At 71.6% G+C, this 13,571-nt stretch carries 12 protein-coding genes; 7 read left to right on the top strand and 5 right to left on the bottom strand.

Going from position 1 to position 13,571, the window contains the following annotated elements; translation table 11 throughout:
- Nucleotides 1-6: 6 nt before the first annotated feature.
- The gene (locus ABT084_RS28035; RefSeq protein ID WP_351049490.1) at nt 7-3,117 is read right to left on the bottom strand and encodes an NACHT domain-containing protein; all 3,111 of its coding nucleotides are present in this window, start codon (nt 3,115-3,117) and stop codon (nt 7-9) included.
- Nucleotides 3,118-3,230: 113 nt separating this feature from the next.
- On the opposite strand from ABT084_RS28035, the gene ABT084_RS28040 reads away from it, so the two are divergent.
- The 3 genes from ABT084_RS28040 to ABT084_RS28050 are packed head-to-tail and all read left to right on the top strand — an operon-like array spanning nt 3,231 to nt 5,870.
- On the top strand, nt 3,231-4,133 hold the full coding sequence (locus ABT084_RS28040; protein WP_351049493.1) for a sterol desaturase family protein: 903 nt from the start codon (nt 3,231-3,233) through the stop codon (nt 4,131-4,133).
- Complete coding sequence (locus tag ABT084_RS28045; RefSeq protein ID WP_351049495.1) at nt 4,130-4,780, top strand: lysoplasmalogenase; 651 nt, start codon at nt 4,130-4,132, stop codon at nt 4,778-4,780. The genes ABT084_RS28040 and ABT084_RS28045 overlap by 4 nt, the downstream gene beginning before the upstream one ends.
- 46 nt (nt 4,781-4,826) lie before the next feature.
- Nucleotides 4,827-5,870 (top strand): zinc-dependent alcohol dehydrogenase family protein, encoded by a 1,044-nt coding sequence (locus ABT084_RS28050; protein WP_351049498.1) that lies wholly within the window; start codon nt 4,827-4,829, stop codon nt 5,868-5,870.
- Between the two features lie 67 nt (nt 5,871-5,937).
- Here the strand turns inward: ABT084_RS28050 and ABT084_RS28055 are convergent, their stop codons facing one another.
- Nucleotides 5,938-7,470: a S8 family peptidase gene (locus ABT084_RS28055; protein WP_351049501.1), complete on the bottom strand. Its 1,533-nt coding sequence runs from the start codon at nt 7,468-7,470 to the stop codon at nt 5,938-5,940.
- A gap of 286 nt (nt 7,471-7,756) precedes the next feature.
- Here ABT084_RS28055 and ABT084_RS28060 point away from each other — a divergent pair, with 286 nt between their 5' ends.
- From ABT084_RS28060 to moaA, 3 genes are all read left to right on the top strand, one after another.
- On the top strand, nt 7,757-8,140 hold the full coding sequence (locus ABT084_RS28060) for a DUF485 domain-containing protein (protein WP_351049503.1): 384 nt from the start codon (nt 7,757-7,759) through the stop codon (nt 8,138-8,140).
- Nucleotides 8,137-9,765, top strand: coding sequence for a monocarboxylic acid transporter (locus ABT084_RS28065; protein ID WP_351049506.1), 1,629 nt, complete (start codon nt 8,137-8,139; stop codon nt 9,763-9,765). Before ABT084_RS28060 ends, ABT084_RS28065 begins: the two co-directional genes overlap by 4 nt.
- A gap of 192 nt (nt 9,766-9,957) precedes the next feature.
- Nucleotides 9,958-10,947 carry a GTP 3',8-cyclase MoaA gene (moaA, locus tag ABT084_RS28070; RefSeq protein ID WP_351049507.1) on the top strand — a complete coding sequence of 330 codons (990 nt, stop codon included), beginning with the start codon at nt 9,958-9,960 and terminating at the stop codon, nt 10,945-10,947.
- Between the two features lie 30 nt (nt 10,948-10,977).
- Here the strand turns inward: moaA and ABT084_RS28075 are convergent, their stop codons facing one another.
- Both ABT084_RS28075 and ABT084_RS28080 read right to left on the bottom strand, forming a co-directional pair.
- Entirely contained in the window at nt 10,978-11,232 is a 255-nt protein-coding gene (locus tag ABT084_RS28075) for a hypothetical protein (protein ID WP_351049510.1), read from the bottom strand.
- A 147-nt stretch (nt 11,233-11,379) separates the two neighbouring features.
- Entirely contained in the window at nt 11,380-11,712 is a 333-nt protein-coding gene (locus tag ABT084_RS28080) for a DUF3099 domain-containing protein (RefSeq protein WP_351049513.1), read from the bottom strand.
- Nucleotides 11,713-11,889: 177 nt separating this feature from the next.
- Between ABT084_RS28080 and ABT084_RS28085 the strand changes: the two genes are divergently transcribed.
- On the top strand, nt 11,890-12,168 hold the full coding sequence (locus ABT084_RS28085) for a GlsB/YeaQ/YmgE family stress response membrane protein (protein ID WP_351049515.1): 279 nt from the start codon (nt 11,890-11,892) through the stop codon (nt 12,166-12,168).
- Between the two features lie 117 nt (nt 12,169-12,285).
- Here ABT084_RS28085 and tyrS read toward each other — a convergent pair whose 3' ends face one another.
- Complete coding sequence (gene tyrS, locus ABT084_RS28090; protein WP_351049518.1) at nt 12,286-13,551, bottom strand: tyrosine--tRNA ligase; 1,266 nt, start codon at nt 13,549-13,551, stop codon at nt 12,286-12,288.
- Nucleotides 13,552-13,571: the final 20 nt, after the last annotated feature.

Here is a 13,571-nt window from a genome sequence, read left to right on the forward strand (position 1 = left end):
GGAGGCTCAGTTCCCGACGTACCTGACCTTCTCGGGCGGGATCCGCTCCGCCCCGGTGAAGGTGGTGCGCCGGTCCAGCTCCACGGTCAGCCCGTCCAGGGCCGCGAGCGGGGAGAGGTCGACCGGCCCGGAGCACTCGGTCAGCGTCAGCCGCCGCAGCTCCGGGAACTCGGCGACCGCCTCCAGCGTCCCCTCGATCCCGCAGCGGCGCAGGTGCAGCCCGGTCAGCCACCGGTACGGGGTGAGGGCGCCGATCGACACCGGCGCGGTGTGCCGGATCTCCAGGCTCCGCAGCCCGCCCAGCGGAAGCCGCGAGACCAGCTGCCCGTACTGCCAGGGCCCGGCGATCGTCAGGCTCTCCACCCCCGGCCAGCGGTCGATCCCGTCCAGGGTCAGCCCCCGCGCCCCCTGCCACAGCGACAGCGAGGTCAGGGTCCCGGCGGCCGGGACGTCCCCGATCCGGCGCTCCCGGGGCTCGTACCCGATGACGAGCGAGCGCAGCCCGGGCACCTGTGCCAGCGGGGCCAGCGAGAGGCCGTCGCGCAGGTACCCGAAGGCGAGGCTGTCCGCCGGGAGTTCGGCGACCGCCTCGATGCCGGTGAGGTTCGGGCAGTCGTAGACCCCGAGGTGGCGCAGCGCGGGAAGGCCCGTCAGCTCCGCCAGACCGGTCAGCCCGGGATTGCGCTGCAGGACCAGCCATTCCAGGTCCCGGCGGGCCGTGACGGCCGGCGGCACCCCCTGGTCCCAGGTGAGGTGGAGCCGGCGGATGTGCGGGAGCCGGTCGAGGGCGGCCAGCTGCTCGGGGGTGCTGACGTGCAGGTGCGCGCTGCGGACGGGGGCGTCGGCGAGCACCGCGTCCGCGAAGTCCTCGGTGGGGAACAGGCCCCACGAACCGCAGATCTCGTGGCTCACCTCGTAGCGGTCGTCCCGCCGGAACCCGGCGATGACCTGGAGCGCCCGGTCTCCGCCGACCAGGGCCGCCGTGCGGATGGTCGCTGCCGCCTCGGCCTCGGTGAGGTCCGCGGGCTCCGGCAGCAGCTCCAGGACCAGTTCGCCCGCCTTCGCCAGCTCCTCGGCCTGGCCCACCGAGTGCGGCGGCAGCAGGTGGGCGGTACGGGTCTCCACCTCCCGCCACACCTCCGGGTCCAGCTCGGGGGCGTGCTCCAGGCAGGCCGCCGCGAGCAGCACCAGCCGGCTGCTGTCCCGCTTGACCCGCTCGGAGCGGCGCAGTAACTGCCGCAGCAGGCGCGCGCGTTCGTCGGGGCGGGCATGGCCGACCGCCATCCGGATGACGTCGTACCAGTCGTCCTCGTGGGCGTTCTGCACCAGGACGCCGAAGTCCCGCGCCTCGACGGCCGCCTTGGCGCCCAGGTAGTCGCGGAAGGTGCGGTGGACGAAGTGCACCGAGCCCGGGACCGGCTCGCGGAGCAGGCCGCTGCGGATCAGCAGGTGCCGGAAGACCTGCCGGGCCGTGCCCTGGGCCCGGGCCTGCGGCATGGCGTCCAGCCACTCGTCGACCATCTCCACGGCCTCGTCGCAGTCCGCCTCGACCTGGCCGTTGCGGATCAGCCAGTAGGCGAGCCGCTGGAGCAGCAGGGTCTGTTCGTCCCGGGTGAGGTAGACCCCCTCGACGCCGATGATCTCCCGTTCGCTGTCCCGGCGGACGAGCAGCATGTCGAGCGCGGCGTCGTACAACTCCTTCCGGGCCCGGGGCAGGTGCATGTGCCGGTCCCGGTTCAGCGCGCACAGCAGCGCGCACATCAGGGGGTTGGTGGCGAGCCTGCCGAGGTCCCGGCGCAGCCGGACCGCCTGGCCGAGGGAGGTCTCGTACCGGTCCAGCTCGGCCCGGCCCTCTGCGGATCCGCATTCCGCGCGCGCCGCGTCGTGCCAGTGCGTCAGGAACGCCTGGACGTCCTTGCGTTCCATCGGCAGCAGGGACACGGGGGCGAAGGCGTGGCCCGAGAGCCAGTCGTCGCGCACCGCGGAGGGCCGGGTGGTGACGATGTACCGGGCCTCGGGATAGGCGTCGACCAGCGACCAGATCCACGCCTCGGTCCGGTTGCGCAGCCGCTGCGGCACCTCGTCGACCCCGTCGATCAGGATCAGGGCCCGGCCCGCGCGCAGCACCGAGCTGACCCAGCCGGGCGGCGCCTCCCCGTGGATCGGTATCCCGCAGGCGCGCAGGAACTCCTCCGGCATCGGCAGCGTGTCGCGCGAGGTGAAGGAGCGCAGCCGCAGCACGAAGGGCACGTGGGCGTTGAGGCCGCGCAGTTCCGGGCCGAAGCTGCGGCGGGCCGCGTTCAGGGCCAGCCACTGGACCAGGGTGCTCTTGCCCGAGCCGGCGGGCCCGCGCAGCAGGACGCGGGGGGAGGAGCCGAGCGCCGTCTCGACGGTGGTCACCGCCTGGCGCCCCAGCTCCTCGTACGGCTGGTCGCCGCTGACCGAGAGGCTGATGTAGGCCAGGTCCAGCGGCCATTCCTGGCGGGCCTGGCTGAAGGTCAGCCCGTACAGCTCCAGGCGCCCGTGGGCCGCCGCGACGTAGGCCGCGTACCGCTCCTCGAAGTCCGCGGCCGCCGAGCCGGGCGCGGGCCCCAACCGGTCCCGTACGACGTCCAGCTCGCGGGCGAGGTCCCCCGTGCGCCGGATCACCTCCAGGTCCGCGCGGGCGCCGAAGCCCGGCAGCGTGGTGACGTACTCGACGGCGTGGCGGCAGCACAGCTCCAGCAGCTCCCCGTAGAGCGCCCGCGCGGCGTCGCCCAGGCCGGGCGGCGGGCCGGGCAGGGCCGCGGCGAGCCGGTCCGGGTCGAGGTCGAGGGCGAACAGGGCGCCGGGGTCCAGCGCGCCGAGCCCGGCGAAGGCGTCCCGTACGGCGTCCAGCGCGGCCAGCCGCTCGTGCTCGGGGAGCCGGGAACCGGGGGTGTGCAGGCGCCCGGCGAGGGTGGTGGTGAGGTGGGCCAGCTCCGCCTCGCCCAGTTCCGCCGGACGGCGCCAGCGCGGGGCCGGGCGGGCCGGATCGGCGGTGGTGCCCGCCCCCGGGCCCTGCGCCAGCAGTGCTTTGACGAGCGCGCCCAGCGCCGTGCCCGCCACCTTCAAGAGAACCGGCTCTAATCCGCTCACATGGCCTCCCCGCCCCGGTCGGACAGTATCTCCGGTACCGGGGGTAACACCGATGGATACCGATCGGTAACAACATCTAGCGGCCCGGTGGGACGCGCCTCTATGGTGCGGTCATGCCGAACCTGCCCGATGTCGTGCTGTGGTCCATACCTGCCTTTGTGCTGCTCACGGTGGTCGAGCTGGTGAGCTACCGGCTCCATCCCGACGAGGACGCAGCCGGGTACACCGCCAAGGACGCCGCCACCAGCGTCGGCATGGGACTCGGCAGCCTCGTCTTCGACTTCCTCTGGAAGATCCCGATCGCGCTGATCTACGCGGCGGTCTACGAGCTGACCCCGCTGCGCGTCCCCGTCCTGTGGTGGACCCTGCCCCTCATGCTGCTCGTGCAGGACTTCCTGTACTACTGGCAGCACCGCGGCCACCACGTCATCCGCGTCCTGTGGGCCTGCCACGTGGTGCACCACAGCAGCCGCAAGTTCAACCTCACCACCGCGCTGCGCCAGCCCTGGACCAGCTGGACCTCCTGGCCGTTCTACCTGCCGATGATCGCCCTCGGCGTCCACCCGGCCGCGGTCGCCTTCTGCTATTCGGTCAACCTCGTCTACCAGTTCTGGATCCACACCGAGCGCATCGGCAAGCTGCCCCGGCCCGTCGAGTACGTCTTCAACACCCCCTCCCACCACCGCGTCCACCACGCCTCCCAGGGCGGCTACCTCGACCGCAACTTCGCCGGGATCCTGATCGTCTGGGACCGGATGTTCGGTTCCTGGGTGGGGGAGACCGACCGCCCCGAGTTCGGCCTCACCAAGAACATCGAGACCTACAACCCGCTGCGCGTGGCCACGCACGAGTACGCCGCCATCGCCCGGGACGTGCGCGCCGCCACCAGCTGGCGCGAGCGCGCCGGACGGGTCTTCCGCGGACCCGGCTGGCAGCCCGCCACGACGCCGGCCCCCGCCCCGGCCGCCGCCGGTGCCGCGGCGCCCGCGGCCCCCACCGCCGGGCCCGCCGCGTGAGCGCCCGCCGCCCCGCCCCCGGCCCCGCGGCGCTCGGCGGCTTCGCCCTCGCCACCGCCGCCGACCTCGGCTCGCTGCTCGCGGGCTGGGAGACCGGGCACCTGATCTTCAAGCCGCTCCTGATGCCCCTGCTCATCGCCTACGCCCTCACCCGCGGCGCGCCCCGGCCCCTGGTCGCCGCGCTGTGCTTCGGGTGGGGCGGGGACCTCGCGCTGCTCTTCGACGCCGACCCCGCCTTCCTGATCGGCATGGGCTCCTTCGCCCTCGGACACCTCTGCTACCTGGTCCTCTTCGGGCGGCGCCCGGTCTCCCCGCTCGCGGGGGCGGCGTACGGGCTCGCGCTCGTCGGGACCGTGTCGCTGCTCTGGGGGGACCTCCCGGCCGGGCTGCGGATCCCGGTCGCCGGATACAGCCTGCTGCTGACCGCGATGGCCTGGCGGTCCGGGGCGCCGGGGTGGAAGGCCGGGCTCGGCGGGGCGCTGTTCCTGCTCTCCGACACCCTCATCGCCACCGGCGTGGCCGACTGGCCGCAGCTGCCCCGGCCCGCCTTCTGGGTCATGGCGACCTACGCGGCCGCGCAGTACCTGCTGACCGAGGGAACCCTCGCGGATGACCGGGCGTACCGTAGGGAAGTCGTACCAGTCTGACCGCCCCGGCCACGCTGATTCCCTGACGTCACAGAAGGACCGCACCATGCGCGCCACCGTCATCCATGCCCCGCACGACATCCGTGTGGAGGAGGTGCCCGACGCCGCGGTCCAGCGGCCCGAAGACGCCGTCGTGCGCGTGCTGCGCGCCTGCATCTGCGGCAGCGACCTGTGGGCCTACCGCGGCGAGGCCGAGCGCCAGCCGGGCCAGCGCATCGGGCACGAGTTCCTCGGCATCGTCGAGGAGACCGGCTCCGCCGTCTCCGGGCTGCGCGCGGGCGACCTGGTCGTGGCGCCCTTCATGTGGTCCGACGGCACCTGCGACTACTGCGTCGAGGGCCTGCATACCTCCTGCGTCCACGGCGGTTTCTGGGGCTCGGTCGGCTTCGACGGCGGCCAGGGCGAGGCCGTCCGCGTCCCGCACGCCGACGGCACCCTGGTGAAGCTGCCCGCCGAGGCCGTCGGCGACGAGCACCTGCTCACCGGGCTGCTCGCGCTCTCCGACGTCATGGGCACCGGCCACCACGCGGCCCTGGGCGCGGGCGTCCGCAAGGGCTCCACCGTCGCCGTCGTCGGCGACGGCGCGGTCGGCCTGTGCGGCGTCCTGGCCGCCAAGCGCCTCGGCGCCGAGCGGATCATCGCCCTGGGCCGCCACACCGCCCGTACCGACATCGCGAAGCTCTTCGGCGCCACCGACGTGGTGGCCGAGCGCGGCGAGGCCGCCGAGGCGGCCGTGCGCGAGCTGACGGGCGGGCAGGGCGCGCACGCGGTCATCGAGGCCGTCGGCACCGAGCAGTCCATGCGCACCGCCGTGAACATCACCCGCGACGGCGGTGCCATCGGCTACGTCGGCGTGCCGCACGGCAGCGGTACGGGCCTGGACCTCGGGGTCATGTTCGACCGCAACATCACCCTGCGCGGAGGCGTGGCCCCGGTCCGCGCCTACATCCCGGAGCTGCTGGCGGACGTACTGAACGGCACCATCGACCCGGCGCCCGTCTTCGACCGCACCGTGGCCCTGGACGAGGTGCCGGACGGCTACCGCGCGATGGACGACCGCAGCGCCCTCAAGGTCATGATCAAGGCCTGACGCACCCGGAGCGGGACAGGGGCCGGGCGGGGAGACTCCCGCCCGGCCCCTGCGTCGTTCTCCCGGCCTACTTCACCGCGTCGAGGGCGTTCACCATGCCCGCGCCGTAGTAACTCGTCTGGCCCCACTTGCTGGTGCAGCCGACCGCGTTCACGAGGGCACCGGTCGCGTCGTAGATCTTCTCCGGGCAGGCCTTCCTGTCCGCCTGGAGCTTGAGCAGCGACTGGAGCTGCGACGGCGCGGCCCACGGGTGCGCGCTCTTGAGCAGCGCCAGGACGCCCACGACGTGCGGGGTCGCCATCGAGGTGCCCTGCTTGTAGCCGTAGCCGCCGCCCGGCAGGGTCGACAGGATCCGCCCGTTGGCGTCCGGGGTGGCCGGGATCTGCCACTTGTCGCCGCCCGGGGCGGTCACGTCGGCCACGCCCAGCCCGTAGCTGGAGTAGTACGAGCGCAGGCCCTGGTCACCGGTGGCCGTCACCGTGACCACGCCCGGCAGCTGCGCCGGCAGGGACGGGCAGACCTTGGGGTCGATGGTGCGCGGCGACGGGGTCGCGTCGTCCGGGCTGGTCTCGTCCAGGATCGAGGCCGCGGCCAGGTCCCAGTTCTCGTTGCCCGCCGCGGCCACGGTCAGGGTGCCCTTGTGCTCGGCGTAACGGCTCGCCCGGGTGAGGGCCTCGACGAGGGCCTTCTGGTCGTCGTCCGTCTTGCAGTTGAAGTACCAGGGGTCCATGTAATAGCTGTTGTTCGTCACCGCGATGTGGTGTTCGGCGGCGAACACGAACCCGCAGACCACCGCCTCGGCGAAGAACAGGTTGGTCCCCGGCTCGGCCACCTTGATCGCGGCGACCTTCACCCCGGGCGCCACTCCGGTGATGCCGATGCCGTTGCGGGCGGCCGCGATGGTCCCGGCGACGTGGGTGCCGTGGTCGCTGCCGTCGGCGTACGGGCGCCAGGCGCCCTCGGTCGTGTCGGCGACCCCGCCGACACAGTTGGCGGACTGTCCCTTGGAGAAGTTGGCCGCCAGATCGGGGTGGGTGTCGTCCACTCCCGTGTCGATGACGCCCACCGTGACGTCCGGGCTGCCATCGTTGATCTTGTGAGCCTGGTCGGCCTTGATCGCCCGCAGGTCCCACTGGTTGGGCTCCAGCGGCTCCTCGCCCGGCGCCGCCTGCGCCGCCGCCTTGGCGGCGTCGGCCGCGCTGAGCTTCTGGGTGGTGCCCTCCTCGTCGGTCTGCACCGCCTTGAGCGGGGCCGTACGGGTGGCGCCGACCGAGACCACGAGCCCGCGCTGGGTCCGCAGGGTCTTGGCGAAGTCGGGGTTCTGGGAGTGCGCGATCACGACCCCGATCTGCTCATACGCCGTCACCACGGTGCCGCCGGCCCGCTCGACGGCCTTCTGCGCGTCCTTCGCCTCGGCATAGGTGGTCAGGTTCACCACGTACGACAGCTCCGGACCCGCGGCGGTGGGCCTGGCCGCGGCCACCGCCTCCAGCGGTGCGGCGGAGGCCGCGACCGAGGGGAGGAAGGCGAGCGAGGCGGTGAGCACCAGGCCGACCGGCACGGCGAGCGCACGCCGGCGGGCGGTTCCCAGATGAGCCATGGGTTCTCCACATCATCCGTGAAAAAGCCGTCCTGACGCGGATTGCGTCACGACGGGTTCATGACAGGTGAAGCTAGCGCCGGTGTTCTGGTCCGCGCCATCAGTTCGAGAAATCAGTCCCCCGGGACCGCCATCCGGAAGCCCACTCTCCGAAAAAACAGCGGGTGTTGAACCGTCCCGACGCGCCGGCCGTGCCGTTGACAGGGGGGCTCAGCACCACCACCCCCTCATGGAGGTCGTCTTGTCCGTCGTCCCCACCGCGCCCGCGTCCCAAGGAGAGCCGCCCGTGACCACGCAAGCAGCGCCGCCGCCCGACGGAGCGGCCGCCGGCCAGACCGGCTTCCCGTATGCGGCCGGTCCCACGGCCGAAGCGTTCGTCCAGGTGCAGCAGAGCGCCGAGTTCGCGGCCCTGCGCCGCTCCCACCACTCCTTCGCGTTCCCGCTCACCATCGCCTTCGTCACCTGGTACCTGCTGTTCGTGTTCCTCTCGAACTACGCGGGCGGCTTCATGGGGACCAAGCTCTTCGGCAACATCAACGTCGCCCTGGTCTTCGGCCTCCTCCAGTTCGTCAGCACCTTCGTCATCGCCTGGCTCTACTCGCGGTACGCGGCGACCAAGCTCGACCCCAAGGCCGAGGCCATCAAGTCCCGTATGGAGGCCGACGCATGAGCAGCTCCGCCGCGATCCAGCTCGCCGCCGGCTCGACCACCGAGCACCGGCCGCTGATCATCACCCTCTTCGCGGTCTTCGTCGCCGCGACCCTGGGCATCACCGTCTGGGCCGGACGGCAGACCAAGAGCGCCTCCGACTTCTACGCGGGCGGCCGCCAGTTCACCGCCTTCCAGAACGGGCTCGCCGTCTCCGGCGACTACATGTCCGCCGCGTCCTTCCTCGGCATCGCCGGAGCCATCGCGCTCTTCGGCTACGACGGCTTCCTCTACTCCATCGGCTTCCTGGTCGCCTGGCTGGTGGCCCTGCTCCTGGTCGCCGAGCCGCTGCGCAACGCGGGCCGCTACACGATGGGCGACGTGCTGGCCTTCCGGATGCGCCAGCGCCCGGTGCGCACCGCCGCGGGTGCCTCCACCATCGTCGTCTCGATCTTCTACCTGCTCGCGCAGATGGCGGGCGCGGGCGTCCTGGTCTCGCTGCTGCTCGGCATCACCAGTGACGCGGGCAAGATCCTCATCGTCGCGCTGGTGGGCGTCCTGATGATCGTGTACGTCACGATCGGCGGGATGAAGGGCACCACCTGGGTGCAGATGGTCAAGGCCGTGCTGCTCATCGCGGGCGCGCTGCTGATGACCTTCATGGTGCTGTGGAAGTTCCACTTCAACGTCTCGGACCTGCTCGGGACGGCCGCGGAGAAGAGCGGCAAGGGAGGAAAGTTCCTGGAGCCGGGGCTGAAGTACGGCGCCACCGGCACCTCCAAGCTGGACTTCATCTCGCTCGGCCTCGCCCTGGTCCTCGGCACCGCGGGCCTGCCGCACATCCTGATCCGCTTCTACACCGTGCCCACCGCGAAGGCCGCCCGCAAGTCCGTGAACTGGGCCATCGGCATCATCGGCGCCTTCTACCTGATGACGATCGCCCTCGGCTTCGGCGCCGCGGCCCTCATCGGCCCGAAGGAGATCAAGGCGAAGAACCCGGCGGGCAACGCGGCGGCCCCGCAGCTCGCCGAGTACCTGGGCGGCGTCGGCACCACCGGCGGCGCGGTCCTGCTCGCCGTCATCTCGGCGGTCGCCTTCGCCACCATCCTCGCCGTCGTCGCGGGCCTCACCCTCGCCTCCTCCTCGTCCTTCGCGCACGACATCTACGCGAATGTGATCCGCAAGGGGAAGGCCACCGAGAAGGAGGAGATGCGGGCCGCCCGCTGGGCCACCGTCTTCATCGGCGCCGCCGCCATCGTGCTCGGCGCCTTCGCCCGCGACATGAACGTCGCCGGTCTGGTCGCCCTCGCCTTCGCGGTCGCCGCCTCCGCCAACCTCCCGACGATCCTCTACAGCCTCTTCTGGAAGCGCTTCACCACCCAGGGCGCGCTGTGGTCCATCTACGGTGGCCTGATCTCCTCGGTCGTCCTGGTGCTGTTCTCCCCGGTCGTGTCCGGAAACGCCAAGACCTCGATGTTCAAGAACGTGGACTTCCACTGGTTCCCGCTCGAGAACCCGGGTCTGATCTCCATCCCGCTCGGCTTCCTCCTGGGGTGGCTGGGGACCCTGCTCTCCAAGGAACCGGCCGACGCCGAGAAATTCGCGGAACTGGAAGTGCGCTCCCTCACCGGTACGGGCGCGCACTGACCTGGTGCGCGCGGGAGAGTGACCCAACACCCGGCGTTGCCGTGTCGTAGATCCCTACGACACGGCAACGCCGCGTCTCGTTCCTTTGGGCAGCCCTACTGGGCGCGGGCGTCGCGTAGGCTCGACAACGACGCATGCACCCATCCACAGTGGCGTCAACCTCTACGAAACCGGACAGGGAGGGGGCCCACAGTGCTCATCGACACCTTCGGCCGCGTGGCCACTGACCTGCGCGTCTCACTGACCGACCGGTGCAACCTGCGCTGCACGTACTGCATGCCCGAAGAGGGACTGCAGTGGCTCGGCAAGCCGGACCTGCTCACCGACGACGAGATCGTCCGGCTGGTCCGCATAGCCGTCACCAGCCTGGGCATCACCGAGGTCCGCTTCACCGGCGGGGAACCGCTGCTGCGGCCCGGCCTCGTCGGGATCGTCGAGCGGTGCGCGGCCCTGGAGCCGCGCCCCAAGATGTCCCTCACCACCAACGGCATCGGCCTCAAGCGCACCGCCGCGGCCCTCAAGGCCGCGGGCCTGGACCGGGTCAACGTCTCCCTGGACACGCTGCGGCCCGACGTCTTCAAGACCCTGACCCGCCGCGACCGGCACAAGGACGTCATCGAGGGCATGGCCGCGGCCCGCGAGGCCGGCCTCACGCCGGTGAAGGTCAACGCCGTCCTGATGCCCGGCCTCAACGACGACGAGGCCCCCGACCTGCTCGCCTGGGCCGTGGAGAACGAGTACGAGCTCCGCTTCATCGAGCAGATGCCGCTCGACGCCCAGCACGGCTGGAAGCGCGACGGGATGATCACCGCCGGGGACATCCTCACGTCCCTGCGCACCCGCTTCACGCTCACCGAGGAAGGCGCCGACGAACGCGGCTCCGCCCCGGCCGAGCGCTGGGTGGTCGACGGCGGCCCGGCGACCGTCGGCGTCATCGCCTCGGTCACCCGCCCGTTCTGCGGGGCCTGCGACCGCACCCGGCTCACCGCCGACGGCCAGATCCGTACGTGCCTGTTCGCCACCGAGGAGTCCGACCTGCGCGCGGCCCTGCGCTCGGGCGCCCCGGACGAGGAGATCGCCCGCCTGTGGAAGGTGGCGATGTGGGGCAAGAAGGCCGGTTCCGGCCTGGACGACCCCACCTTCCTCCAGCCCGACCGCCCCATGTCCGCGATCGGCGGCTAGGCAGCCGGCGGAGGGCTCGGAGCGCGGGCGTCAGGACCGACGGTCCGAGCCCTCCGGCTGTACCCACTCGTCGAACTTCACGACGTCCTTGAGGAAGCCGCGGACTCCCAGGAACTGGGACAGGTGCTCCCGGTGCGCCTCGCAGGAGAGCCAGGTCTTGCGCCGTTCCGGCGTGTGCAGCTTCGGGTTGTTCCACGCCAGGACCCACACGGCGGCCTCGCGGCAGCCCTTGCCGGAGCAGGTGGGGGTTTCGTTCGCGCCAAGCGATGCGTCAGGGGAGTTCACAGCCTCAACCCTACAAACCATACGAACGGAAGGGCGACGCCGAGCAGCCACGGGGGGAGCTGCCCGGCGTCGGTCCGTCGCTCCGACGGGGGATGCGGAGCGCGTAGGCAGTATGTCACGCACGACCCGGTGCGGTGCACCGGAACTTCATGATTGATCTGAGCTTTTATTGAGGTTTCCCGCGTCCAGTGCGGGGCGCACAGGCGAGGGGATGAAGTGCGAGGGCAGCGAGGGCGCCGACTCGCGCCCCGCGTTGGCGATGACCACGGCGACGTACGGCAGCAGCGCGCCCAGTACGAGCGTCACGATCGCCACAGGCCGTTCCACGTTCCACAGGATCACGGTCAGGATCACCGACAGCGTCCTGATCCCCATCGAGATCACGTACCGGCGCTCCCGGCCCCGCACGTCCTCCGCGAGACCTTTGCGCGCTCCGGTGATCCGGAAGACCTCGGCCCCGTTCCGCTTCTTCCGCCGCACGTTCCACCACCCGATCCGCCCGCCGGACACTCCCCGGTCCGGACGCTTCCACCGTACGCCGCCCCCTTCGCGCGGGGGAGGGCGGGTATCGCCCGAATGGGGTCACCCGACGTGCGGACCGGAGGGACCGGCCCGAGACTGGGCTGACATGCGCACATCGCGCCACGAGGAGGCGACATGCATTGGTTGTGGGCGATCATCGTCGGGTTCGTGCTGGGCCTCATCGCCCGGGCGATCCTGCCTGGCAAGCAGCACCAGCCCCTATGGCTGACCACCATCTTCGGCATCCTTGGCGCCCTCCTCGGCAACGCCGTCGCGAGCTGGATCGGGGTGCACGACACCAAGGGCATCGACTGGATCCGCCACCTGCTCCAGCTGGCCGGAGCCGTCGTGATCGTCGGGCTGGGTGACATGGTCTACCTGATGGTCCGGGGCAACAGGCGGCAGATGACCTGAGCGGCGCCGACAGCGGATCAGGGACCACCCCGGCGGCCCGGCCGCCGGGTCACGACGGAGGGGCCGGCCGGACAGTGCGTCCGTACCGGCCCCTCCGCCGTGCCGTCGTACCGGGGATCAGCCCGTGACCTCGACCGCGGCCAGGTTCTTCTTGCCGCGGCGCAGCACGAGCCAGCGCCCGTGCAGCAGGTCCGACGCGGCGGGCACCGCGTCCTCAGCGGTGACCTTGACGTTGTTCACGTAGGCCCCGCCCTCCTTGACCGTGCGCCGGCCGGCCGACTTGCTCGCGACCAGACCGGTCTCCACGAGCAGGTCGACGACCTGCGCGAGCTCGGCCACCTTGGCGTGGGGCAGCTCGGACAGGGCCGCGGCCAGCGTGGCCTCGTCCAGGTCCGTCAGCTCGCCCTGCCCGAACAGCGCCTTCGACGCCGCGATGACACCGGCGCACTGGTCCGCGCCGTGCACCAGGGTCGTCAGCTCCTCGGCCAGCGCGCGCTGCGCGGCGCGCGCCTGCGGCCGCTCGGCGGTCTGCGCCTCCAGCTCCTCCAGCTCCTCGCGGGTCTTGAAGGAGAGGATCCGCATGTAGGTGGAGATGTCACGGTCGTCCACGTTCAGCCAGAACTGGTAGAACGCGTACGGCGTGGTCATCTCCGGGTCGAGCCAGACGGCGCCGCTCTCGGACTTGCCGAACTTGGTGCCGTCGGCCTTGACCATCAGCGGGGTCGCCATCGCGTGGACGTGCGCCGTCGGCTCCACCCGGTGGATCAGGTCGAGACCGGCCGTCAGGTTGCCCCACTGGTCGGAGCCGCCCTGCTGGAGGGTGCAGCCGTAGCGCCGGTACAGCTCCAGGAAGTCCATGCCCTGGAGCAGCTGGTAGCTGAACTCGGTGTAGCTGATGCCCTGGTCGGACTCCAGCCGCTTGGCGACCGAGTCCTTCGTGAGCATCTTGTTGACCCGGAAGTGCTTGCCGATGTCCCGCAGGAACTCGATGGCGGACAGGCCCGCCGTCCAGTCCAGGTTGTTCACCATGACCGCGGCGTTCTCACCCTCGAAGGACAGGAACGGCTCGATCTGCGAGCGCAGCCGGCCGACCCAGTTCGCGACCGTCTCGGGGTCGTTCAGGGTGCGCTCGGCCGTGGGACGGGGGTCGCCGATCTGCCCGGTGGCCCCGCCGACCAGCGCCAGCGGCCGGTGCCCGGCCTGCTGGAGCCTGCGTACGGTCAGCACCTGGACCAGGTGTCCCACGTGCAGGGAGGCGGCGGTCGGGTCGAAACCGCAATAGAAGGTGACCGGACCGTCCGCGAACGCCTTGCTCAGCGCTTCTTCGTCGGTGGACTGGGCGAACAGCCCGCGCCACTTCAGTTCGTCGACGATGTCCGTCACGGTCTCTCGACTCCTTCGAT

The sequence above is a fragment of the Streptomyces sp. NPDC002138 genome (genome assembly GCF_040296485.1).
Lineage (GTDB): Bacteria > Actinomycetota > Actinomycetes > Streptomycetales > Streptomycetaceae > Streptomyces.